22 protein-coding genes are annotated in these 22,386 nt (G+C 43.0%); 18 read left to right on the forward strand and 4 right to left on the reverse strand.

Annotated elements, in window-relative coordinates; translation table 11 throughout:
• The first annotated feature begins 2 nt into the window (after window positions 1–2).
• From QLQ22_RS01935 to rlmD, 12 genes are all read left to right on the forward strand, one after another.
• On the forward strand, window positions 3–1,949 hold the full coding sequence (locus tag QLQ22_RS01935; protein WP_284015898.1) for a beta-galactosidase: 1,947 nt from the start codon (window positions 3–5) through the stop codon (window positions 1,947–1,949).
• The gene (locus QLQ22_RS01940) at window positions 1,946–3,127 is read left to right on the forward strand and encodes a galactokinase (RefSeq protein ID WP_223439091.1); all 1,182 of its coding nucleotides are present in this window, start codon (window positions 1,946–1,948) and stop codon (window positions 3,125–3,127) included. The genes QLQ22_RS01935 and QLQ22_RS01940 overlap by 4 nt, the downstream gene beginning before the upstream one ends.
• The gene (galE, locus tag QLQ22_RS01945; RefSeq protein ID WP_223439092.1) at window positions 3,124–4,122 is read left to right on the forward strand and encodes a UDP-glucose 4-epimerase GalE; all 999 of its coding nucleotides are present in this window, start codon (window positions 3,124–3,126) and stop codon (window positions 4,120–4,122) included. Before QLQ22_RS01940 ends, galE begins: the two co-directional genes overlap by 4 nt.
• Window positions 4,119–5,672 (forward strand): UDP-glucose--hexose-1-phosphate uridylyltransferase, encoded by a 1,554-nt coding sequence (gene galT / locus QLQ22_RS01950; protein ID WP_223439093.1) that lies wholly within the window; start codon window positions 4,119–4,121, stop codon window positions 5,670–5,672. Before galE ends, galT begins: the two co-directional genes overlap by 4 nt.
• The gene (locus QLQ22_RS01955; RefSeq protein ID WP_284015899.1) at window positions 5,617–6,660 is read left to right on the forward strand and encodes an aldose epimerase family protein; all 1,044 of its coding nucleotides are present in this window, start codon (window positions 5,617–5,619) and stop codon (window positions 6,658–6,660) included. Before galT ends, QLQ22_RS01955 begins: the two co-directional genes overlap by 56 nt.
• A gap of 117 nt (window positions 6,661–6,777) precedes the next feature.
• Window positions 6,778–7,770 carry a LacI family DNA-binding transcriptional regulator gene (locus tag QLQ22_RS01960; RefSeq protein WP_284015900.1) on the forward strand — a complete coding sequence of 331 codons (993 nt, stop codon included), beginning with the start codon at window positions 6,778–6,780 and terminating at the stop codon, window positions 7,768–7,770.
• 304 nt (window positions 7,771–8,074) lie between these two features.
• Window positions 8,075–9,010, forward strand: coding sequence for a glycerophosphodiester phosphodiesterase family protein (locus tag QLQ22_RS01965; RefSeq protein WP_284015901.1), 936 nt, complete (start codon window positions 8,075–8,077; stop codon window positions 9,008–9,010).
• A gap of 83 nt (window positions 9,011–9,093) precedes the next feature.
• Entirely contained in the window at window positions 9,094–9,384 is a 291-nt protein-coding gene (gatC, locus tag QLQ22_RS01970) for an Asp-tRNA(Asn)/Glu-tRNA(Gln) amidotransferase subunit GatC (protein WP_029285534.1), read from the forward strand.
• A 16-nt stretch (window positions 9,385–9,400) separates the two neighbouring features.
• Window positions 9,401–10,858 (forward strand): Asp-tRNA(Asn)/Glu-tRNA(Gln) amidotransferase subunit GatA, encoded by a 1,458-nt coding sequence (gene gatA / locus QLQ22_RS01975; RefSeq protein ID WP_284015903.1) that lies wholly within the window; start codon window positions 9,401–9,403, stop codon window positions 10,856–10,858.
• Between the two features lie 11 nt (window positions 10,859–10,869).
• A complete protein-coding gene (gatB, locus tag QLQ22_RS01980) occupies window positions 10,870–12,300 on the forward strand; it encodes an Asp-tRNA(Asn)/Glu-tRNA(Gln) amidotransferase subunit GatB (RefSeq protein WP_284015904.1) in 1,431 nt (476 codons plus the stop codon).
• A gap of 172 nt (window positions 12,301–12,472) precedes the next feature.
• Window positions 12,473–13,384 (forward strand): diacylglycerol kinase, encoded by a 912-nt coding sequence (locus QLQ22_RS01985; protein WP_223439106.1) that lies wholly within the window; start codon window positions 12,473–12,475, stop codon window positions 13,382–13,384.
• Between the two features lie 82 nt (window positions 13,385–13,466).
• Window positions 13,467–14,852 carry a 23S rRNA (uracil(1939)-C(5))-methyltransferase RlmD gene (gene rlmD, locus QLQ22_RS01990; protein WP_252207937.1) on the forward strand — a complete coding sequence of 462 codons (1,386 nt, stop codon included), beginning with the start codon at window positions 13,467–13,469 and terminating at the stop codon, window positions 14,850–14,852.
• A 743-nt stretch (window positions 14,853–15,595) separates the two neighbouring features.
• Here rlmD and QLQ22_RS01995 read toward each other — a convergent pair.
• The 3 genes from QLQ22_RS01995 to QLQ22_RS02005 form a co-directional block, all read right to left on the reverse strand.
• Entirely contained in the window at window positions 15,596–16,486 is an 891-nt protein-coding gene (locus QLQ22_RS01995) for a manganese catalase family protein (protein ID WP_223439110.1), read from the reverse strand.
• 24 nt (window positions 16,487–16,510) lie between these two features.
• Window positions 16,511–16,720 carry a YuzF family protein gene (locus QLQ22_RS02000; protein ID WP_144927813.1) on the reverse strand — a complete coding sequence of 70 codons (210 nt, stop codon included), beginning with the start codon at window positions 16,718–16,720 and terminating at the stop codon, window positions 16,511–16,513.
• A gap of 996 nt (window positions 16,721–17,716) precedes the next feature.
• Entirely contained in the window at window positions 17,717–18,520 is an 804-nt protein-coding gene (locus tag QLQ22_RS02005) for a cupin domain-containing protein (RefSeq protein ID WP_252207938.1), read from the reverse strand.
• A 309-nt stretch (window positions 18,521–18,829) separates the two neighbouring features.
• Between QLQ22_RS02005 and QLQ22_RS02010 the strand changes: the two genes are divergently transcribed.
• Window positions 18,830–19,327 carry a hypothetical protein gene (locus QLQ22_RS02010; RefSeq protein ID WP_423246222.1) on the forward strand — a complete coding sequence of 166 codons (498 nt, stop codon included), beginning with the start codon at window positions 18,830–18,832 and terminating at the stop codon, window positions 19,325–19,327.
• 314 nt (window positions 19,328–19,641) lie between these two features.
• On the opposite strand, the gene QLQ22_RS02015 is transcribed toward QLQ22_RS02010, so the two are convergent.
• Window positions 19,642–20,064, reverse strand: a complete 423-nt coding sequence (locus QLQ22_RS02015; RefSeq protein WP_284015905.1) for a DUF5661 family protein — start codon at window positions 20,062–20,064, stop codon at window positions 19,642–19,644.
• Between the two features lie 348 nt (window positions 20,065–20,412).
• On the opposite strand from QLQ22_RS02015, the gene QLQ22_RS02020 reads away from it, so the two are divergent.
• The 5 genes from QLQ22_RS02020 to QLQ22_RS02040 all read left to right on the forward strand — a co-directional run bounded on the left by QLQ22_RS02020 (window position 20,413) and on the right by QLQ22_RS02040 (window position 22,360).
• Window positions 20,413–20,676, forward strand: a complete 264-nt coding sequence (locus QLQ22_RS02020; protein WP_252207940.1) for a metal-sensitive transcriptional regulator — start codon at window positions 20,413–20,415, stop codon at window positions 20,674–20,676.
• 87 nt (window positions 20,677–20,763) lie between these two features.
• Complete coding sequence (locus QLQ22_RS02025; protein WP_223439121.1) at window positions 20,764–20,904, forward strand: hypothetical protein; 141 nt, start codon at window positions 20,764–20,766, stop codon at window positions 20,902–20,904.
• Between the two features lie 156 nt (window positions 20,905–21,060).
• Window positions 21,061–21,363 carry a rhodanese-like domain-containing protein gene (locus QLQ22_RS02030; protein WP_223439124.1) on the forward strand — a complete coding sequence of 101 codons (303 nt, stop codon included), beginning with the start codon at window positions 21,061–21,063 and terminating at the stop codon, window positions 21,361–21,363.
• Window positions 21,364–21,386: 23 nt separating this feature from the next.
• Window positions 21,387–21,965 (forward strand): sulfurtransferase TusA family protein, encoded by a 579-nt coding sequence (locus tag QLQ22_RS02035; RefSeq protein WP_284015906.1) that lies wholly within the window; start codon window positions 21,387–21,389, stop codon window positions 21,963–21,965.
• Window positions 21,965–22,360 (forward strand): DsrE/DsrF/DrsH-like family protein, encoded by a 396-nt coding sequence (locus tag QLQ22_RS02040; protein ID WP_284015907.1) that lies wholly within the window; start codon window positions 21,965–21,967, stop codon window positions 22,358–22,360. Before QLQ22_RS02035 ends, QLQ22_RS02040 begins: the two co-directional genes overlap by 1 nt.
• The last annotated feature ends 26 nt before the right edge of the window (window positions 22,361–22,386 follow it).

Consider the following 22,386-nt stretch of genomic DNA (forward strand, 5'->3'; position numbering starts at 1 on the left):
ACATGTATTTAGGCGTTGATTACTATCCAGAGCATTGGGATCCATCCCTGTTCGGCGAAGATATTGAAAAGATGAAGGAAATGGGCGTCAACATGGTGCGCATCGGCGAATTTGCCTGGCACTTAATGGAGCCTTCAGAAGGGCAGTATGATTTCTCTTTTTTTGACGAAGTCATAAACCGGTTTAAGAAAGAAGGCATTGCGGTCATGTTCGGAACACCGACCGCAACGTTTCCTGCCTGGCTCGTAAAAAAACATCCGGATATTCTGCTCGAAGACGAAAACGGCCATCCCAAATCGTTCGGCGGCAGGAGACAGTACTGCTATAACTCTAAAAACTATCAAACTTATTCTTTAGCAATCGTTGAAAAGCTGGTCACTCACTATCAAAACGAGAGCGGCATCGTCTCATGGCAGATCGACAACGAGCTTGGCCATGAAGGCAGCGATATGTGCTACTGCGGTCAATGCAGAGAAGCTTTTCACACATTCCTTGCAAAAAAATATGAATCGGTTGATGAACTGAACAAGCGCTGGGGAACGATTTTCTGGGGACAAACGTATAACTCTTTCCATGAAGTTCCTGTTCCAAAGCCGACAATCACGGTTCATAACCCGGCGATGATGCTCGACTGGGCAAGATTCAGAAGCAAGTCTCTAAGCGAGTTCGCGAAGACGCATCTGAATCTAGTAAAAAAGCTGAAGGGAGCTCATCAGGAGGTTACAACAAATCTACCGGGCGGCTTCTTCGGAAAATGGTTCGACCATAACGAGTTTTCAAGAGACCTGGATTTCGTGTCCTACGACAATTACCCGGTTTGGGGCGGACTGACAGAGCCAGTCACACCAGCCTTTCTATCATTCACGCTCGGATTTATCCGCGGCATCAAACGCGAGAACTTCTGGATTGTTGAACAGTTGATGGGGGCACAGGGTCATGACATTATCGGCTATCTTCCAAGACCTGGTCAGGCGCAATTATGGTCGTACCACGCATTTGCGCACGGATGCAGCAACATGCTGTACTTCCGCTTCAGAGGCATGAACAGAGGGGCAGAGCAGTATTGCCTTGGCATTATCGATGCTGATAATACACGTTCAAGAAAATTTTACGAAGTTCAGGAAGTGTTTAAAGAAGTCCGCAAGTATGAAGAAGTGTTCAAGGCACCATTCAAGTCAGATGTAGCCGTGCTGTATGATTTTAATAACATCTGGTCGATGCGCATTCAGCAGCAAAGCTCACAGCTTGAATTTACAAACGAATTAATGCGCCTGTACCAGCCGTTCCATGATGTGAATGTACCCGTGGACGTGCTCAAATACGACCATGATTTCTCGGTTTATAAAGTTGTTATTGTGCCTGTGCTGACACTCGTAGATGAAGAGCTTGCTGCAAGATTAAAAGCCTTCACAGAAAAGGGCGGCACCGTGATCTTCTCATTCCGTGCCGGCATGAAAAACAAAGACAACAATATTCCATTCGGCGACAAATCGCCTTATTTATTAAAAGAACTGCTCGGCATTGAAATCGATGAAGCCGAATCGCTTCATGAGGGCCAGCATGTTTCAATCCTTTCAAAAGACGGCCAGAAAGAGGCGCAGGGACAGGTGTGGAGAGATCTCATCCGCACAACAACCGCAGATGTTCTCTATTCCTACAGCGACCGTTTTTATAAAAACTATGCAGCCTTAACAGTCAATGAGTATGGAAACGGAAAAGCATATTACGTCGGAACAGGTGCTGAAGCAGGCGTTCTTTCTGATTTAACATTAACCGTCTTAAATGAAACAGGCATCTCGTTCATCAAGAGCGAGCCTGGTGTTGAAGTAGTCGAACGCGCGGGGCATGTGATTGTCATGAACCACAACCACGGGGAAGCAGCTTTCGAAGGGGAAGTGCTGCAGCCGTTTGAAACGAAAATCATGGAGCGAGGGGGACACTCATCATGAATGCGGGGGAATTAGAAGGCTTATTCAGAGAAAAGTTCGGCAAAGGGGACTATCGCAGCTTCTTTGCGCCGGGGCGCATTAACCTGATCGGGGAACACACAGATTACAACGGCGGGCACGTTTTTCCATGTGCGATTACGTACGGAACCTACGCGCTTGCTGCAAAGCGTTCAGACCGGATGCTGCGCATGTACTCGGTGAATTTTCCTGATAAGGGGATTATTGAGTGCTCCCTTGATGACTTGGACTATCAAACTGAACACGACTGGGCGAATTATCCAAAAGGGATGAGCGCAGCTTTAAAGCAGCACGGATATGAGATTGAAGAGGGGTTTGATCTCTTAATCTATGGAAACATTCCGAATGGCGCAGGCTTATCATCGTCTGCCTCCATTGAATTGGTTACTGGCGTGATGCTTGAATCTCTCTTTGATCTGAAAATAGACCGGATTGAGCTCGTCAAGCTTGGTCAGATCGTTGAAAATCAATACATCGGCGTCAACAGCGGGATCATGGATCAGTTCGCCATTGGCATGGGGAAAAAAGCGTGCGGCATGCTGCTGGATTGCAATACGCTCCAATACCGCTACGCACCGATCCATTTAGAGCATCATGTCATCGTGATCATGAACACAAACAAACGCAGAGAGCTTGCCGCTTCAAAATATAACGAACGCCGTCAGGAATGTGAAGATGCCTTGAAGATCCTGCAGGAAAAGGCACCCGTGCAGTCGTTGGGCGAACTCTCGCTGGAAACATTCGAAAAATACGCAGATTCCATTGCGGATGAAACGGTGAGAAAGCGCGCGCGTCACGCTGTCAGTGAAAATGAACGGACCATTCATGCACTTGAAGCCCTTGAAAAGAACGACTTATCTACATTCGGCGAATTAATGAATGCTTCCCACCGCTCACTGCGGGACGATTATGAAGTAACAGGTACAGAGCTCGATGCACTTGTCGAGGCTGCTTGGAAGCAAAACGGCGTTATCGGTGCGCGTATGACAGGTGCTGGCTTTGGGGGATGCGCAATCGCGATTGTTGAACGCGGAAGTGTAGGTGATTTTCTTGAAGAAGTCGGCCAATCTTATTTAAAGGCAGTCGGCTACGAGGCATCCTTCTACATCGCAGACATCGGGGACGGAGCATGCGAAATTGAATTGGGGGTTCATATATGAGCGTTTTAGTTCTTGGCGGAGCCGGCTACATCGGCTCCCATGCAGTCTATCAATTAGCAGATCAGGGATTGGACGTTGTCGTGGTCGATAACCTCCAGACCGGCCACAAAGAAGCGATCCATCCGGGAGCAAGTTTTTACGAAGGCGACCTGAGAGATCAGGCATTTTTAAACAGCGTGTTTGAAAAAGAAGAAATCACCCAGGTGCTGCACTTCGCAGCCAACTCCTTAGTAGGAGAATCCGTCCTGCAGCCGCTCAAGTATTTTCACAATAATGTCTACGGATTACAGGTTCTGCTTGAAGTGATGCAGAAGCACGGTGTGAAAGAAATCGTCTTTTCATCGACAGCCGCTGTATACGGTGAGCCGAAGAACATTCCGATTACAGAAAGCGAACACACCAATCCTACTAATCCATACGGCGAATCAAAGCTGATGATGGAAAAAATGATGCGCTGGTGCGAGCAAGCATACGGCATCCGCTATGTATCCCTGCGCTATTTCAATGTTGCCGGTGCAAGAGCCACGACTGAAATCGGAGAGGATCATACACCTGAAACCCATTTAGTGCCGATCATTCTCCAGGTTGCATTAGGACAAAGAGAGCACATCTCTGTTTTTGGTGATGATTATGCAACGCCTGATGGCACATGCATCCGTGATTACGTTCACGTGGAAGATTTAATTGACGCCCATCTCCTTGCCCTGAACTATTTAAGCAGACAAGGCGAAAGCATCATTTTGAACCTCGGCAGCAGCCAGGGCTTCTCGGTGAATGAAATGATTAAGGAAGCAAGAGAAGTGACGGGACACCCGATTCCTGCAAAAGCTGCACCTAGACGTCCAGGTGACCCGAGCACACTTGTCGCTTCATCCGAAAAAGCAAGAGTGATTCTCGGCTGGGAGCCATCCCGTACGAATATCAAAACGATCCTGCAGGATGCATGGAACTGGCACCAAACAAAACCAAACGGATATGGAGAGGATTCCAGATGAACAATTCTTCATTCGTCAATCAATTAGTTGAGCAAGCCATCCAGAAAAAATTCATCACTGACAGAGACCGGATGTATGCCCGAAATCAGATTCTCGGTCTGCTTGGGATTGATGCCTATGAAGAATGCGATCTGCCGAACATGCTGCTTTCCATACCGGATCTGCTTGATATGATAGTCGAGCAGACAGCAGAACGCGGCATCATTGAAGGAACCTTTGATGAAAAAGAAAAGCTGTCTGCCAATCTTATGAATGTGTTTCTTGATAAGCCGTCCGCGATTCAGCAAACGTTTGAAGAGTATTACAGCCTGTCACCTGAAATCGCGACAGATTACTTTTACAAGCTGAGTCAGAACAGCAATTACATTCAGACAAAACGAATCGCGAAAAACATTCATTATAAAACGCCGACTGAATACGGGGAGATTGATATTACAATTAATCTCTCAAAGCCTGAAAAAGACCCCCGGGATATCGCACGGGAGCGGGCAGTCAAACCGGCAAGCAAGTATCCGAATTGCCTGCTTTGCGCGGAAAACGAAGGCTACACAGGCCGCATCGGACACCCTGCGCGATCCAATCACCGTGTGATTGAGCTGAACCTTGAGAATGAACAGTGGTATTTTCAATATTCGCCTTACATTTATTACAATGAGCATTCCATTGTGTTATCCGGAGAGCACAGAGACATGAAAATCAATGGGAGCGCCTTCCGAAGACTGCTTGCTTTCGTTGAGCAGTTTCCGCACTATTTTATCGGCTCAAATGCTGACCTTCCAATTGTCGGCGGATCGATTCTCTCCCATGATCACTATCAGGCAGGCAAGTATACGTTTGCGATGGCGGAAGCTCCTGATGAAGAGAAGTTTGAGATTGAGAGCTTTCCTGAGGTAGCCTTCTCAAAGGTGAAATGGCCAATGTCGGTGCTGAGACTGCGATCATCAGATAAAGCGGCGCTCGTTACAGCGGCAGAACACGTGCTGAATACATGGAAAACCTATTCAAATGAAGAAGCAGAGATTATTGCTTTTACAGGAGACGAATCTCATCAAACGGTGACGCCGATTGCAAGAATGAGAGACGGCCGCTTTGAGCTTGACCTTGTCCTTCGCAACAACCGAACGAGCGAAGAGCATCCGATGGGAATTTTCCATCCCCATGCAGATTTGCATCATATTAAAAAAGAAAACATCGGCCTGATTGAAGTCATGGGCTTGGCGGTCCTTCCAGAGCGTCTTAAACATGAGCTTCAGCAAATAGAAGCCTTCCTTCTCGGTGAGGAGGCTGAAGTCCCGAAGCATCATGAGGAATGGGTTCAGCACTTAATCTCGAAATATCAATCGTTTGAAAAAGAAACGGCTGATGGAATCCTGAAAAAAGAAGTGGGATTAAAGTTCAGCAGAGTATTAGAGGATGCGGGAGTTTTTAAAAGAACGAATGAAGGGAATAATCATTTTAATCATTTTATCCAGAGTTTAAAAAGAGAGAGGAACGATGAAAATGAAAATCCTTCACGAAACGATTCTCACACACCCGCAGCAAAACATTGAAAAATATACGCTTGAAAACGATCAGGGCTTTTCGGTCAGCTTCTTAAACCTTGGCGGAACAATCACGTCGATCATGGCGCCTGATAAAAACGGAAACTTTGAAAATGTTGTTTTAGCTTATGAAAATGCTGAGCAGTATATCGAAAATCCATATTATTTAGGAGCACTGATCGGCCGCGTTGCAGGACGGGTTCCAAATGCAGAGCTTGGTCCGTACAAACTAGAGGCAAACGAAGGAGAGCACCATTTGCACGGTGGTCCTCATGGCTTTCATCAGGTTTTCTGGAACGTAAAAACCGTTGAACATGAGGATTCAGCAGAAGTGATCCTCACGCATTTCAGCAGGGATGGGGAAGGCGGCTATCCTGGAAATCTTGAGGCACAGGTAACATACCGTCTGGACTGTGACAATACCTTTACCATTGATTACGAAGCACGTTCGGACAAAAATACATGGCTCAACCTGACAAACCACGCTTATTTTAATTTATCAGCAGACAGCGGAAGGGACGTACTGAATCACTCTCTTACAATGAAAAGTGATGCCATTGCTGAATTCGATGACGATTCGATTCCAACAGGCAGATGGATTCCTGCAAAAGAAACCCCGTTTGACCTGAAAACTGGTAAACTATTAAGAGAAGCAGCAGAGTCTGACCACGAGCAGATCAACAAGGTCGGAAACGGTTTTGACCACCTTTTTCTATTTGAACAAAGTGAGCTCAACCAAGTGTCAGTAGAGGAGCAGGAAAGCGGACGGAAGATGGTAGTGCAGACAACAGATCCAGCAGCTGTCATCTACATGGCGAATAAAATGGATACCGATCATCCATTAAAACCGGGTCAGGCAACCGGGCCATATGCGGCAATCTGCATTGAGACACAGCGCATTCCGGAATCGCTGCTGATCCCAGGCCTGCCGACACATAAGCTTGCGGCACATGAGGCATACAGATCCAGAACATCATTTACATTCGGACTAATATAGAAAAGCGGAACCGCCTGGTTAGCTCCGACAGGCAGATCCGTACTGACCGAGGAGTTAGGCGGTGGAGCTGGACAAGGATATGAAAACTTTCTGATTTTAACAAAGGGGTTACGGTATATGGCGGCTACGATAAAAGATATAGCTGAAAAAGCGGGTGTATCCATTGCGACGGTTTCGAGGGTCCTGAACTTTGACGAAACGCTATCCGTTGGAGACGAAACGAAAAAGCGAATTTTCGAAGTGGCTGAGGAGCTGTCTTATCAAAAAAGAAAAACAAAGAAAAACCTCGTTCCAAAGATCGCTATCGTGCACTGGTACACAGAGCAGGAGGAGCTGAACGATCTTTACTACATGTCGATCAGGCTCGGCATCGAGGAGCGGGCGAAGAGTCACAACCTTCAGCTTGCGACCTATTTTTACGACGATTTTGAAGCGATCAACCAGGATCAGCTTCAGGGCATCGTCGCAGTGGGCAAATTCAGCAACCAGCAGGCAGAGGAATTCAAAAAAGCAGCGCGAAACGTCGTCTTCGTCGACTCAAGTCCGGATCCGGAAAAATTCGATTCCGTCATCGTCGACTTCGAACGGGCAACAGAGCGCGTCCTCGACCATTTCATCGCAAAAGGGCACACGCAAATCGGCTACATCGGCGGACGCGAAGCCTACCGCGAGCACAGCACAACACTTGACGATCAGCGCGAGCAGACATTCATCAAGTACTTGTCTGGAAGAGGCATGCTGCGCGAGGACGCCATGTTCATCGGATCATTCACCGTAAAGGACGGCCATCGCTTGATGTCCCAAGCCATTGCAGAGCTCGGTGATTCCCTGCCAAGCGCCTTCTTTGCAGGCAACGACTCCATCGCCATCGGCAGCCTCCAGGCCCTGCACGAGCACGGCATCCGTGTCCCGGAGCAGGTCAGCATCATCGGGGTAAATGACATCAGCGTCTCAAAGTACATTTTCCCGGCGCTCAGCACGGTGAAGGTCTACACAGAGGTCATGGGTGAGACGGCTGTTGATCTCCTGGTTGAACGCATCACCGAACGCAAAATTGCGAAGCAAGTAGTGATCGCAACCAAGCTGAAACTGCGCCAGAGCAGCAAATAGAGCTTAATCAAACGTTTGTTTAAATGAAGAACACCGCATGGATGCTGGTGTTTTTTGTTTTTTAGGAGACAATTGGGAAAAAGAAAGTATTTGTTGGAGTTTGGCAAGTAAAGGAGGGATTCCGGATAGTATTTGGGGCGGAATGGAAAGTATTTTGCTGAGATTGGAAAGTAAGTGAGGGTTTTGCTAGAAAGGGAGGGTAGCTTATTATTAAACTTGTTGAATAAATTTGACAAAATTCCTGCATCACCATTACACGATCCATGATATAAAGAAACTACCAACCAAAAAAGGGGACCAAACCATGGAAATCGTGCCGCAGCCCGTCAGAAAGAAGAGGACCAAGATAAAAATCACCTCTGCGATTCTCATCGCGCTGATCCTGTACATCGCCATCATTCAATACATCCCTGTTCAACCCCTAGAAAATCAAGCTTTCCTCAAAAAAGGCAAGCGACCGCTCATAATTGCCCACCAAGGCGGAGACGGAATGGCGCCCGGCAACACACTGGCAGCCTTCTCCCTTTCTGAAAAACTCGAAGTCGACATGCTCGAAATGGACGTTCACCTCTCAAAAGACAAAGAAGTCGTCGTGATACATGACGCTACTGTAGACCGCACAACAAATGGAACAGGTGCTGTAAAAGATATGACACTCCAACAACTGAAACAGCTGGACGCAGGCTATCACTTCGTCGGTCCGGACGGAACCCATCCTTACCGAAACAAAGGCGTCACCATCCCAACCATGGAGGAAATCTTCACCGCTTTCCCAGGCTATCCAATGACTATTGAGCTGAAAACCGAAGACCCCTTACTGACAGACAAAATGGCCGACTTGATCCAAAAACACAACATGACCGACAACGTCATCATCGCCTCATTCTACGACGAATCGCTGAATGACTTCATCGAAGCAACCGGCGGCAAAGTTCCTGTCAGCTCACCATCCGAAGCAACACGCAACTTCGTCCTTGCCCACAAGCTGTTCCTGGACCGGCTGATTCCAATGAACAAATACACAGCGGTTCAAATCCCAATGAGCGCAAGTGGTCTTAATCTGACAACCGAGCGAATCATCAAATCCCTGCATAAACGAAACATCGCTGTGCAATACTGGACGATCAACGATGAAGACAGTGTCCGGAAGCTCGTTGAAATCGGTGCGGATGGCATCATGACGGATCACCCGAACATTGTGAAAAAAGTACTCGATCAGGAATACGGTAAGGCGCAATAATCACGAGCTTTTGTTGCTTTAATGCACTGACTTTTGTTATCATCAGAGTATTGTTTACACGAGATTTAATGGAGGTGGAGCACATGTCACGCATTTCAAAAGAAGAAGTGAAGCACGTTGCGAATTTAGCGCGTTTAGCGATCACGGAAGAAGAAACGGAAATGTTCACAACTCAATTGGACGCGATCATCACATTCGCAGAGCAATTGAATGAGCTTGATACAACAGGCGTTGAGCCGACAACACACGTATTAGAGATGAAAAACATTCTGCGCGAAGACAAAGCAGAAAAAGGATTGCCAGTAGAGGATGTCGTGAAAAACGCTCCTGACCATAAAGACGGATACATTCGCGTGCCGTCCATTTTAGAATAAGGAGGGAGCAGCCAGCATGTCATTATTTGACCACAAACTGTCAGAACTAAAAACACTTTTACATAAAAAAGAAATCACCGTAACAGACCTTGTTGACGAATCGTACAAACGAATTCATGCCGTCGACGATCAAGTGAATGCCTTCCTTACATTAGATGAAGAAAAAGCACGTTCCTATGCAAAAGAACTGGACGAAGCGATCGGAACGCGTGATGAATTAGGCCTATTGTTTGGAATGCCGATTGGAGTAAAGGACAACATCGTTACGAAAAACCTGCGTACTACAGCGGCAAGTAAAATCCTTGAAAACTTCGACCCGATTTATGACGCAACGGTTGTTCAGCATTTGAAAAAAGCGGAAGCTGTTACAATCGGAAAACTAAACATGGATGAATTCGCAATGGGATCTTCAACAGAGAACTCTGGCTACAAAGTAACGAAAAATCCATGGAATCTTGAAACCGTACCAGGCGGATCAAGCGGCGGTTCAGCTGCAGCAGTTGCAGCGGGCGAGGTACCATTTGCCCTTGGATCAGATACAGGCGGATCGATTCGCCAGCCGGCAGCTTTCACAGGTGTCGTTGGGTTAAAACCTACATATGGACGTGTATCACGTTTCGGACTGATTGCATTTGCATCATCTCTTGATCAAATCGGACCGTTAACGACAAATGTTGAAGACAATGCCTTTTTGCTCCAAGCGATTTCAGGAGTAGATAAAATGGACTCAACATCAGCAAACGTTGACGTTCCAGATTTTCTTTCTGCACTGACAGGAGATGTAAAAGGCCTTAAAATCGCCGTACCAAAAGAATACTTAGGCGAAGGCGTCAGCGAAGAAGTGAAGCAGTCTGTTCTTGATGCTTTAAAAGTATTAGAAGCACAGGGTGCAACATGGGAAGAGGTATCTCTGCCTCATTCAAAATACGCGCTTGCTACGTACTACCTGCTGTCTTCATCAGAAGCATCAGCGAATCTTGCACGTTTTGACGGCGTCCGCTATGGCTACCGATCAGACAATGCGAAGAACCTGATCGAATTGTACAAGCAGTCCCGTTCAGAGGGCTTCGGTGATGAGGTGAAACGCCGCATCATGCTTGGAACATTCGCACTCAGCTCAGGCTACTATGATGCTTACTACAAAAAAGCACAGCAAGTCCGCACACTCATCAAAAAAGACTTTGAAGATGTGTTTGAAAAGTATGACGTCATCGTTGGCCCGACAACTCCTACACCAGCCTTTAAAGTAGGCGAAAAAACAGAGGATCCGATGACCATGTATGCGAACGATATTTTAACAATCCCTGTGAACCTTGCAGGTGTACCTGGCATCTCTGTGCCTTGCGGATTCTCAAACGGATTGCCGCTCGGTCTTCAAATCATCGGAAAGCATTTCGACGAAAGCACAGTTTACCGCGTTGCGCATGCATTTGAGCAGGCAACCGACCATCATAAAGCAAAACCTGAATTGTAAGGGGTGAAATCATGAACTTTGAAACGGTCATTGGACTTGAAGTCCACGTTGAATTAAAAACAAATTCGAAAATTTTCTCAAGCGCACCGAACCATTTTGGCGCTGATCCAAATACAAACACAAGCGTGATCGAACTCGGCTACCCAGGGGTTCTCCCGGTACTAAACAAAGAAGCTGTTGATTTCGCCATGAAAGCTGCAATGGCGCTCAACTGTGAAGTTGCGACAGATACAAAGTTCGACCGCAAAAACTATTTTTACCCGGATAACCCGAAAGCTTACCAAATTTCCCAATTTGACAAGCCAATCGGCGAGCACGGCTGGATTGATATTGAAGTGAGCGGCTACAAGAAACGAATCGGCATTACCCGTCTTCATTTAGAAGAAGATGCAGGCAAGCTGACACATACAGGCGACGGTTATTCTCTTTGTGATTACAACCGCCAGGGCACACCGCTGATCGAAATCGTCTCAGAGCCGGACATCCGCACACCTGAAGAAGCGTACGCTTATCTTGAAAAGCTGAAAGCGATTATTCAATACACAGGTGTATCAGACTGCAAGATGGAGGAAGGCTCACTCCGCTGTGACGCCAACATTTCCCTTCGTCCAGTAGGCCAAGAGAAATTCGGTACAAAAGCAGAGCTGAAAAACCTGAACTCCTTTAACTTTGTCCGAAGAGGACTTGAGCATGAAGTAAAGCGCCAGGAGGAAGTTCTTTTATCAGGCGGCATCATCGAGCAGGAAACACGCCGCTTTGACGAAGCAACGGGAAAAACAATCCTGATGCGCGTGAAAGAAGGATCTGACGACTACCGCTACTTCCCGGAGCCGGACCTTGTGTCCCTCTACATTGATGACGAGTGGAAGGAACGCATTCGTTCAACGATTCCTGAGCTTCCTGATCAGCGTCAAAAGCGCTATGTGGAAGAACTTGGCCTTCCATCTTATGATGCACAGGTACTTACTCTGACAAAAGAAATGTCTGATTTCTTTGAAGCAACGGTTGCAAAAGAAGCAGACGCTAAGCAAGCATCTAACTGGCTGATGGGTGAAGTGAGCGGATACTTGAACGCTGAAGGCAAAGAACTTCAGGATGCAGCCCTTACACCAGAAGGACTTGCGGGCATGATCAAGCTGATTGAAAACGGCACGATTTCAACGAAAATCGCGAAAAAAGTATTCAAAGAGCTGATCGAAAAAGGCGGCGATGCCGAGCAAATCGTTAAGGAGCAGGGACTTGTCCAAATCTCTGACGAAGGCACGCTCCGCAAAATCGTGAACGAATCACTTGATGCGAATCCGCAATCCATCGAGGACTTCAAAAGCGGTAAACAAAAAGCGATCGGCTTCCTGGTCGGTCAAATTATGAAAGCAACAAAAGGCCAGGCAAACCCGCCAATGGTCAACAAGCTTTTGCTTGAAGAAATTCAGAAACGATAAAACAAAGAGACGGCGCCGCGTGAACATCATGGAGGGCGCCGTTGTTTTTATCCGGCTTTGGCTATACTAGTTCTATGGATTGCGTATCTAACAAAAAAGGTGTAGTATAATTGATGGCTTGTTAGATACAACAAATCATGGAAATACATTCTAACTTAGGATGATGGGGAAAATGAAAAGAGCAAGAATAATCTATAATCCAACATCAGGGCGCGAAGCCTTTAAAAAACAATTACCTGAAGTTCTTCAGAAATTTGAAATAGCCGGTTATGAAACATCATGCCACGCGACAACCTGCGAAGGCGATGCCATCCAGGCAGCAAGAGTCGCAGGCGAACGCGGCTTTGACCTTGTCATTGCAGCAGGCGGAGACGGCACCGTAAACGAAGTAGTAAATGGACTTGCAGAGCTGGATGTTAGACCGCAGCTTGGCGTGATACCTGTCGGGACGACAAACGACTTTGCCCGCGCCATCAGCATCCCGCGGGATAATATCTTAACAGCGGTAGACGCCCTGCTTGCAGGCGAAGCAAGAGCGATCGACATCGGACGCGTCAACGGCCACTACTTCGTCAACATCGCAGGCGGCGGACGTCTGACTGAACTCACATATGAAGTGCCAAGCAAGCTGAAAACGGTATTGGGTCAGCTCGCTTATTATTTAAAAGGCATGGAAATGCTGCCTTCCATCCGTCCGGCTGAAGTAGAAATCGAATACGATGGAAAGCTGTTCAAAGGCGAAATCATGCTCTTCCTCGTATCGCTCACAAACTCTGTCGGCGGCTTTGAAAAACTTGCGCCAGACTCCAAACTGAATGACGGCATGTTCGACCTTCTTATCTTGAAAAAAACAAACCTTGCCGAGTTCATCAGAGTCGCAAGTCTCGCCCTGCGCGGTGAGCATATAAGTGATGGCAACATCATCTATACAACCGCAAACCGAGTGAAAGTAACATCCGCTCAAAAAATGCAATTAAACCTAGACGGTGAATACGGCGGAGACCTCCCGGGAGAATTCGTCAACCTGTACCGTCACATTGACGTCCTCATGCCGCTTTCAAAAGCCCAGTCTATGGACGAATAAAAACTTGGCCCTGCGCCAAGTTTTTCTTATGTCTGGACTGTGATAAAATGAGACAATCAGCAAACTGAAAAGGAAGATAATCATGACAAAGGCAATAGCGCCTGTACAAAAAAATGAATATTACGACGTGACCTTTGAAGACCTGACACACGACGGATCAGGCGTTGCCAAGATCGAAGGCTACCCAATTTTCGTTCCTAACGCCCTTCCAAACGAAAAAGGCCAAATCAAAGTCACGAAAATAAATAAAGGCTACGCATTCGGACGACTAGTCGAGCTGCACGAAGAAAGCTCAGAACGCATCGATGCCCCGTGCCCGATCTATAAACAATGCGGCGGCTGCCAGCTTCAGCACCTAAGCTACCAGGGCCAGCTTGACTTCAAACAAAAGCAAGTTAAAGAAGTGCTCACAAGAATCGGCAAGCTCAACCTGGACAAAGTTACCGTTCACCCGGCACTAGGCATGGAAGACCCATGGAACTACCGTAACAAAGCCCAGGTTCCAGTCGGAGAACGTGAAGGCGGACTAGTAGCCGGCTTCTACCAGCAGCGCTCCCACGAAATCATCGACATGGAGCAATGCCTCATCCAGCAAAGCGAAAACGATGAAGTCGTCGCAGCCATCAAAGCCATCGCTAACCGTCACGGCATCCGTGCCTACGACGAAAAGAAAAACAAAGGCTGGCTTCGCCACATCATGGTCCGCTACGGCATCGTCACAAAGGAAATGATGGTCGTCTTCATCACCCGAACACCCGATTTCCCAAACAAAAAAGCCATCATCGACGACATCACATCCCAATTCCCAGCCATCAAGTCCATTGTCCAAAACATCAACCCAAAACGCACCAACGTCATCTTCGGCGATCAAACAACCGTGCTCTGGGGCGAAGAATATATTTACGATTACATCGGGGACATCAAGTTTGCGATATCAGCGAGATCTTTCTATCAGGTGAATCCTGAGCAGACTAAGGTTCTTTATGATAAAGCGTTGGAGTATGCAGATTTAAGTGGTGAGGAATCAGTTATCGATGCATATTGTGGTATCGGAACGATTTCATTGTTCTTAGCACAGAAGGCTAAGAAAGTTTTCGGTGTGGAAATTGTTCCTGAGGCAATTGAAGATGCCAAACGCAATGCAGCATTAAACGGAATTGAAAATGCTGAGTTTGCAGTAGGTGAAGCTGAAGTAGTCATTCCAAAGTGGTATGAAGAAGGGAATACAGCAGATGTTATTGTAGTCGATCCGCCTCGAAAAGGATGCGACGAAGCCTTGCTGCAGACGATTTTGGATATGAAGCCAAAGAAAGTTGTATATGTGAGCTGTAATCCAGCGACGCTAGCAAGAGATTTGCGTGTGTTGGAGGATGGCGGATACGCTACGGTGGAAGTTCAGCCTGTTGATATGTTTCCCCATACTACTCATGTGGAGTGCTGTTCACTACTTGTAAGTAAAGAAAAATAAAGATGTAACAGTGAGTAGGGGGCCTTTCCTGAGTGGGGAGGCTCCTATTTATTGTCATGAACTACGGAGACTAATATAACTGACCTCTTCGCTGCCAGCGTGGAAAGTAAAATTTTCTATAGTTTTCTAGTGTGTCCTAAAATGGCTTTATATCTAGGTTTTAAGGGGTATATAAGATTTGAGATTACGAATAATAAAAAACTTAGGGAAGCCAGAGTATGATCAGCTGCAACAAACCGGAAAAGCGATCTTCTCCAATGCCGCAACGCGGCATGAGTGTCTATCATAAAAACCGAAAGAGGCAAGATAACGGTTCTCTTGCTTTTTTCTGTTTTTGTTGAGATAGGGCCATGAGATGCACGTGCTTCACCTGTGCTTCATGTGCTGAATTCATTTGCTTACTATTTCACAAAAATGTTCACAAACTCTCGATATTTTAGTGACTTAAATCACAAGGGAGTTTCAGCAAAAGTTAAAATAAGAGTTTAATCATTAATTAACAAACACAAATTAGGAGTTTAAGTTGTTAAGAGGTTAATTAATCATCCGCATGTACAAGAGAAATTCCTTAAGTTTCTAAGAACAATAAAAAAACAAGGAAAATTTTCATAAGACGACTTCAAACTGATTCTATTTAAGTGTCAACTTGGATTGTTGAAGTATGAATGAAAATACCGAACAGTGGCTGTTGCCGTTCGCTGAACAAATCAAAATTTTATTAATATTTTTCCTGAAAAAAACCATTATAAATTATCCATTAGACGTTTTTTGATTAATTCATAATCATCCCTAGTAATACCAGGAGCAAATTCTTCAGGTAATTCCTCTAAGTCTGGAATTGGTCCGCCTTCAGGAGTACCAATTTTCACTTCAAGCGGTTGCCCATTTTCCGGATTTGTTCCTTTCCAAATCATTCCGATATCCCTGTATTCTGTTTCGCTCCATGTGAATAGCACATTGCTTAAGCCTTTTTCTATGAACGGTCTGGCATAATCAAATTTTGAGTTATCAAGATTTGGAACTGGAAGCATTTTCGTCAAGTCTACCCCTGTAGCAATTTCGATTGCTTTCGCATAGGCGAGGATATGTGTTCCTCCACGAACAAGTAAATACCCAATCATGGTTCTAGCAACTGGGTTATCAGTCATCTCATAAACTCTCATTTTATGTGTACGTGCACCAATCTCTAGAAAAAAGTTATGTGTTAAATCTAAAACCAGATTTCCGCTATTAAAAACATTATCACCAGTCCAAGGTCTTCCCATTGAATCACCTGGTATAGCCGTTTGAGCTGTAGAAATAAAATGGTGGGTGTTTCTCGCATCCTTCCCATTTTGAAGTGGAGTGATATCCGGATTCCCTGGAAAAGTATTACCTACCGATAACAAATTAATCGTATTAGAAACAAGTTCTACATGACCAAATTCTTCTGCCGTAATGCTTGCCACTAACTCATAGAATGGTTTTAGCTTTTTTTTATTTCTGAAGTTAAAAGACTGAAACATATAGTTATTTAAGGTAGACATCTCCCCAAACTTGCCACCCAAGAGCTCTTGTACTGCTGCTGCAGCATTCATATCGCCGTGTGCGGGTATAGGAAGTTCAATTGCCAATTTATTTATTCTTTTAAACATTATTTCCCCTCCACTTCCTTTTTGTTAACCAGGAAAAACCCAAATAATTTGCTGGGTACGAATAAAAAAGGGAGTTCCGTTAGATTCGACAACAATGTGATCTGGCAATACATTTTTCAAGGAGCCACGAACGCTACCTCTTATGGTTTGAACAGTAACCATTTTACCAACAATGGTTGTTAATGTCTGATAAACATAGGGATCATAAAAGCTTAACAGGTTGTTGTTTGTCATTTAGATCCTCCTATTCTAAAGTCATTCTTACTGAGTATATGTTTCTCGATATGAAAAAAGACTGAAAAATAACAGTTCAATTTGACTCTTTTTGTTAAATACTATCCTGAAAATAATAAACGGCAATAGCACATTTTTGGCAATACGAAACTAGACCTAGCAATACCCAATTTTAAAAAATGGACCTAGGCATGTCTAATCTAATCCTTTTATGTACGAATTTACGCTCGATATGGGATTGGACAATCCCCCCAGTGCAAACTCAATCGGTCTTCTGGTTGATTTTTATTATTTGCAAGATGAGCCTGGCTTTGAGCATGAATGTTTAAGAAATTGATCACCAATAAATTTTTCTGCCCATATTGCAGCTCTCATGATAAAGGAAAAGGTATCCTTTCCCTTTTCAAGCCCCATGTTAACCAAACCTATAGGAATATTGTCATCATTCATGATATCCGGATCAAAGCCTGCTCCCGCCAACGCATCGCGCATTTGTTTATTTACACTCTGGTCAGCCGTGCTGATAATAATTATAGAACTGTTAAAAGGATTGCCGGCTGTTCCTCCTTGAGTATTTTCAGTCCAGATATTGAAATTATTTAATTGATCACCGAGGCTTGCAAAAATAGCGTGATAAAACCTTTTTCGGCATCTCCTGCCGTTACAGTCCTTTCCAGCTTTATTTTCAACAAACCCAAGGTAGCTCCGAAAACCGAAGTAAGCAGCTGGTGGAGGTGTCTGTCCGATTAATACAACAGCCTCAAATAACAGATTCCGTTTTGGAGTGCAAAACTTAAAACAGGAGTCTATTTAGCATTACAACACAGAAAAACTCGTCAAATTTGACGAGTTTTTTGAATTTGATTTGATTGGCTTATTGTTATTTAACTCTTCAACAAAAGCCCACGATTGTTGAATACATCCCTTAAATGTGTTGCTCCAGTTACAAAAAATTATTATAAAAGAATAGCAACCGATTGGTGAAATCTGAATGCTCTACATTTTTTTGCTTTGCTGTAGAAGTTTGGATTCTCCTGTACGTTCCCATTCTTCTACTGTTTCATATGCTTTTTCAGGAAAATATCCTTTTCCAACAAGAACTCCCATTAGAATAAATTCTTGAAGAATGTGTGTCATATTAATTCCTCTTTTAACGTCTTCCAAGCCTTCTTTTACCAAAAATTCCGTATATCTTATCCATTCATCTGGAGTCCTTCCAAAAACTACTGTATTTCCATTTCCGTTACTATAGCCTTCTTCTGCAGCCATTGCATCTGCTTTAGTCCTATGAACAGTACCAAATGGATGGTTTGGTGGGGCATATATCGAGTATAGTTTTAAAGGGACATTTCCTGTATTTGTGACATTGTGCCACATTCCAGCCGGGATAATAATGGCAGAGTCATCAAAAATTCTCCTTTGAAAACTTAAATTATCTCTACCTTTGCCCATTTGTACAATTCCCTGACCTTGTTCAACTCTTAAGAATTGATCAACGTTAGGATGCATTTCCAAACCAATATCTTCACCAATATTGAGACTCATTAGTGTAACTTGCAAATGATTACCGGTCCATATTGCTGTACGATACGTATTGTTTTGCTTGGTGGCTTCATTGATATTTATAACAAATGGGTTTGCTCCATAATCTTTTACCATAATCCTATTATGACCATAAGATGACCGATACGAACCAAATGTCTTATTAGGATCAGCCCAATAATCTGTAGGGTTCCTGTAAGTATGCATTGGTACATTCACATAATAAGGATATGGATACAGATAGGCTGCACAGTACATTTTCCTCAATCCCTTCACATTAATTAATTATTATTTACAAATTATCCTATGTACTGTAAGAGAGGAGTGTACTTGACCGAATGTATCTTTAAATTAAAGAAACATCTTCTTTATCGATTTTAACCTATTTTAAAGTTCTTACATCCATTGTGTTTTTACTTCTGAATGACATCTTTGTGTATCCAAGGTACATTTTGATTCCTTTTTTATACACTATTAAGAGAATAATTTGGAGTTTAGAGCTCCACAACCATAACATCTGTTCAGCAGCAGGAAAGGAAAAGAATTTAGGAGGTGGAAATACAATCAATGTATGTAAAAAATTTTTTCTTCCATAATCAAGCCCCTTATCATAAATCATTGGTAAGACAAAATGCTAATGACTATGGAGCCAAAGGTGCTTTAAATGCCCCAACATTAACTTTACCTCAGATGTTAAACTATGCTTTACAAGACGAATTTCTTGCTCAAGCTAGATATAATAATATTCTTTTAAACTTTGGATATTTACGTACATTTGCCCAAATCCAAGAAGCTGAATTAAGGCATATTAGTGCTTTACTTCCTCTTTTTGAACGATATCAAGTACTTAAGCCTGAAGACATTTCAAGAATGTTTGTTACTACCCCAGAAACAATAAAAAACGCTTTTGCTTCTGGAGTACAAGGTGAGAAAGAGAATATAAGTATGTATAATAAATTTCTTTCTTTAAATCTTCCAACGGATGTAAGAACTGTATTTACACAGTTAAGAAATGCATCAATGAATCATTTGAATGCATTCGAAAGAGGCTTATCCCGAAATTAGGTCATTTTTGCAAAAAATATACCCTTTGTGTTTTCGATGGAATTCATATGGATAACCTTCCTTTGAAGGTTATCTATAATTATTCTTATGATATTTCCAATTGATTACTCATTACCTATTCCATAATATGTCCCAATTGTTGAACACAAGTTAAATACTAATCTTCAACTAACTGCCACTATAGTTGAATAAGAAAAACGCTTTACCTCTTATTGAAGTAAAGCTACCCGTTTGTTTAATTGTAATTCTTCACATTCAACCCCTATTGTATTGATGTCATTAATAATGCACGATACACATTTCTAATGGGGTAATCATTTGTTCCAATATGCTTTTGCTTCCTTCTCAAGAACTTTTAACCTTTTATAATAATCAGGAAATTCGTTAAGATGAGCCAATGCAATTTTTCCGGTAATTAGAGGGTCATCCCCAGTAACATTAGTTTGGCTGGATAGTTTACCGTGTTCAAGTTCAGTATTTACTCCCATCCAAAACTCATCTAAATCAAACTTACTTTTAATAAAGTCAATACCTAAAAGTAAAGCTATTGCTGCTGCTTCCTCTTTTGAAAAGCTAGTTCTGATCCTATTTAAACTATTCAATGCAATATTATTAGTTGTAAACTTTGTTGGATATTTGTTAAGTGAATTTCTATTTGATAAATGAGTGAAATCCATATCATAGTTATAATAATTAAGGCAGTGATTCATATACGGAAAATTATTAAAGTAGTACACATAATTCACTCCTAAAACAGTAGTTATCAATACCATATGTAAATTACTGATTTATGAGCTTGTATTTAACTTTTATAAAATAATTATGGAGCAATATGAACGATATGTTACTCTTTACCTTATCCTAAAATTCTGAGGGGCATCTGCCTTAACTTTTAAATTATATAGCTTAAAAATCTAAGTTTTAAATTCAGGAATCAATCCGATGTAGATGTAGAAACTATTTCAAATGATAAAAAGATAAATTAGTAATAGATCATGAAGTATTTGGTTATATAAATAAATTTGACATAATGGACAAGGTTAAGTAATATACCCATATAGGTATTATTGCAAGGAGGTGCTGGTTTGGAATATACACAAGAAATGAAAAATCGTTTAAGAAGAATTGAAGGCCAAATTCGTGGTGTCTTGCGCATGTTAGAAGAGGAGCAAGATTGTAAAGCCGTTATCACCCAGCTTTCTGCCTCACGAACCGCTATTGATCGTACGATTGGATTAATTGTCGGCACGAACCTTGAACAATGCTTGCGTGATCAAATGGAAAACGGAGAAAAAATGAACTCCGATCTTGTAAAAGAAGCCGTTCAGCTTCTTGTAAAAAGCCGCTAATATCTGTCATAAGCATCGTCTGTTGACAGATTTTCTTTTATCATTTAATATACCCCTACGGGTATAATGAGGGTGGAGGTGACAGTTTTGGATATTACGGAAAAAGCGATCAAGTACATTCAAGAAAAATCTGTTGCTCCATATAATGTGAGAATTTTCATTGCTGGTTTTGGCTGGGTGTTGCCCTGGATGGGGGCACTTAAGCAAGTCATTCATAGAACCATATGAAAGATGCCATTATAGATTTAAATCAAATATTTTTTATGAAGGAACTTAGAGTAAGAAGTAAAATTGCAGTGTGCTAAATTTTTTTAGATTTTAATATACCTATACGGGTATAAGTATTTCGTATCATGAGTTTTGTAAGAGAGGGGGTAATAAACTGTGTCTTTTAAAACTATTGAACCACAAGAAGTTGAACGTTTAATTAAAGACGGAATTCAATTAAACCTAATTGATGTTCGTGAAAACGATGAAGTAGCTCAAGGTATGACACCTACTGCGAAACATATCCCGCTAGGGGAAGTTCCTTACCATATGAATGAATTAGATCAATCAACAGAATATATCATGGTTTGCCGCTCTGGTAAACGTAGTGAAAAAGCGTGCAGCGTTTTAGCTGCCAACAACTTCAAGGTCATTAACATGACCGGTGGCATGCATAACTGGAATGGTGAAATTAAATAAAGACAATACGGAGGTTTTAACAAATGAGTATTAAAGTAGATCAAGTTTTAGACTGTAAAGGACTTTCTTGTCCAATGCCGATTGTACGCACGAAAAAAGCAATGGATCAGCTTGAAGCGGGTCAAGTCATTGAAGTTCAGGCAACAGATAAAGGTTCATTGGCTGATATTCAAGGATGGGCTAGAAACACAGGAAACCAATATCTAGGTACAAAGGAAGAGGGAGATGTTCTTAAACACTATTTAAGAAAAGCAAACCCTGGTGAAGGAAAAGAAGCAGCAAAGTTTGAGCATACGATTCAAAACGATGAATTAGAAAAAGCTTTGGCTGAGAATAAAGACGATATGATTCTGCTTGATGTGAGAGAACCCGCAGAATATGAGTTCAAACATATACCTGGGGCAGTATCTATTCCTTTGGGAGAACTTGAAAGCAAATTAGACACACTTGATAAAAACAAAGTAATCCATGTGATTTGCCGTACTGGCTCAAGAAGTGAAATGGCTGCACAAATCTTATCTGAAAAAGGTTTTGAGCGTGTAAAAAATGTATTGCCTGGAATGTCAGAATGGATTGGAACAACTGAAGCAGGAAACCAATAATGGCTAACAAAACTGCAATTATCGCAAGTAACGGAAGTGCTTTTGACGCATACAAGGTATTCAACATCGCAACAGCTGCAACATCTGCAGATTACGAAGTAACGATTTTCTTCACATTTGAGGGCTTGAACTTAATTCATAAAGAAGGCTATAAAAACTTGCCGCTTCCAGCAGGAAAAGAAAATATTGCTGAAGGATTTAAAGCAGCAAATGTTCCTTCAATTCCGGAACTGGTTGAAATGGCTGTAGAAATGGGCGTTAAAATCATCGCATGTCAAATGACGATGGACGTTATGAACATGAAAAAAGAAGACTTTATCGATGGAATTGACGTTGGCGGAGCGATGATGTTCTTAGATTTCGCAAAAGATGCAAACATGACATTAACTTTTTAATAATAATTTTTTAGAATAAATTATAC

The organism is Metabacillus hrfriensis (assembly GCF_030127205.1).
Lineage (GTDB): Bacteria > Bacillota > Bacilli > Bacillales > Bacillaceae > Bacillus_P > Bacillus_P dongyingensis.

Excerpts from the sequence above, each read along its gene's own strand:
- QLQ22_RS01985 (WP_223439106.1), top strand. The coding sequence starts at position 12,473 with ATGAAAAGAGCAAGAATAATCTATAATCCAACATCAGGGCGCGAAGCC.
- QLQ22_RS01995 (WP_223439110.1), bottom strand. The coding sequence starts at position 16,486 with ATGTTTAAAAGAATAAATAAATTGGCAATTGAACTTCCTATACCCGCA.
- QLQ22_RS01960 (WP_284015900.1), top strand. The coding sequence starts at position 6,778 with ATGGCGGCTACGATAAAAGATATAGCTGAAAAAGCGGGTGTATCCATT.
- QLQ22_RS02000 (WP_144927813.1), bottom strand. The coding sequence starts at position 16,720 with ATGACAAACAACAACCTGTTAAGCTTTTATGATCCCTATGTTTATCAG.
- QLQ22_RS02040 (WP_284015907.1), top strand. The coding sequence starts at position 21,965 with ATGGCTAACAAAACTGCAATTATCGCAAGTAACGGAAGTGCTTTTGAC.
- gatB (WP_284015904.1), top strand. The coding sequence starts at position 10,870 with ATGAACTTTGAAACGGTCATTGGACTTGAAGTCCACGTTGAATTAAAA.
- rlmD (WP_252207937.1), top strand. The coding sequence starts at position 13,467 with ATGACAAAGGCAATAGCGCCTGTACAAAAAAATGAATATTACGACGTG.
- QLQ22_RS02010 (WP_423246222.1), top strand. The coding sequence starts at position 18,830 with ATGTATGTAAAAAATTTTTTCTTCCATAATCAAGCCCCTTATCATAAA.
- QLQ22_RS01965 (WP_284015901.1), top strand. The coding sequence starts at position 8,075 with ATGGAAATCGTGCCGCAGCCCGTCAGAAAGAAGAGGACCAAGATAAAA.
- gatA (WP_284015903.1), top strand. The coding sequence starts at position 9,401 with ATGTCATTATTTGACCACAAACTGTCAGAACTAAAAACACTTTTACAT.
- gatC (WP_029285534.1), top strand. The coding sequence starts at position 9,094 with ATGTCACGCATTTCAAAAGAAGAAGTGAAGCACGTTGCGAATTTAGCG.
- QLQ22_RS01935 (WP_284015898.1), top strand. The coding sequence starts at position 3 with ATGTATTTAGGCGTTGATTACTATCCAGAGCATTGGGATCCATCCCTG.
- QLQ22_RS02035 (WP_284015906.1), top strand. The coding sequence starts at position 21,387 with ATGAGTATTAAAGTAGATCAAGTTTTAGACTGTAAAGGACTTTCTTGT.
- QLQ22_RS02005 (WP_252207938.1), bottom strand. The coding sequence starts at position 18,520 with ATGTACTGTGCAGCCTATCTGTATCCATATCCTTATTATGTGAATGTA.
- QLQ22_RS01955 (WP_284015899.1), top strand. The coding sequence starts at position 5,617 with ATGAAAATGAAAATCCTTCACGAAACGATTCTCACACACCCGCAGCAA.
- QLQ22_RS01940 (WP_223439091.1), top strand. The coding sequence starts at position 1,946 with ATGAATGCGGGGGAATTAGAAGGCTTATTCAGAGAAAAGTTCGGCAAA.
- galT (WP_223439093.1), top strand. The coding sequence starts at position 4,119 with ATGAACAATTCTTCATTCGTCAATCAATTAGTTGAGCAAGCCATCCAG.
- galE (WP_223439092.1), top strand. The coding sequence starts at position 3,124 with ATGAGCGTTTTAGTTCTTGGCGGAGCCGGCTACATCGGCTCCCATGCA.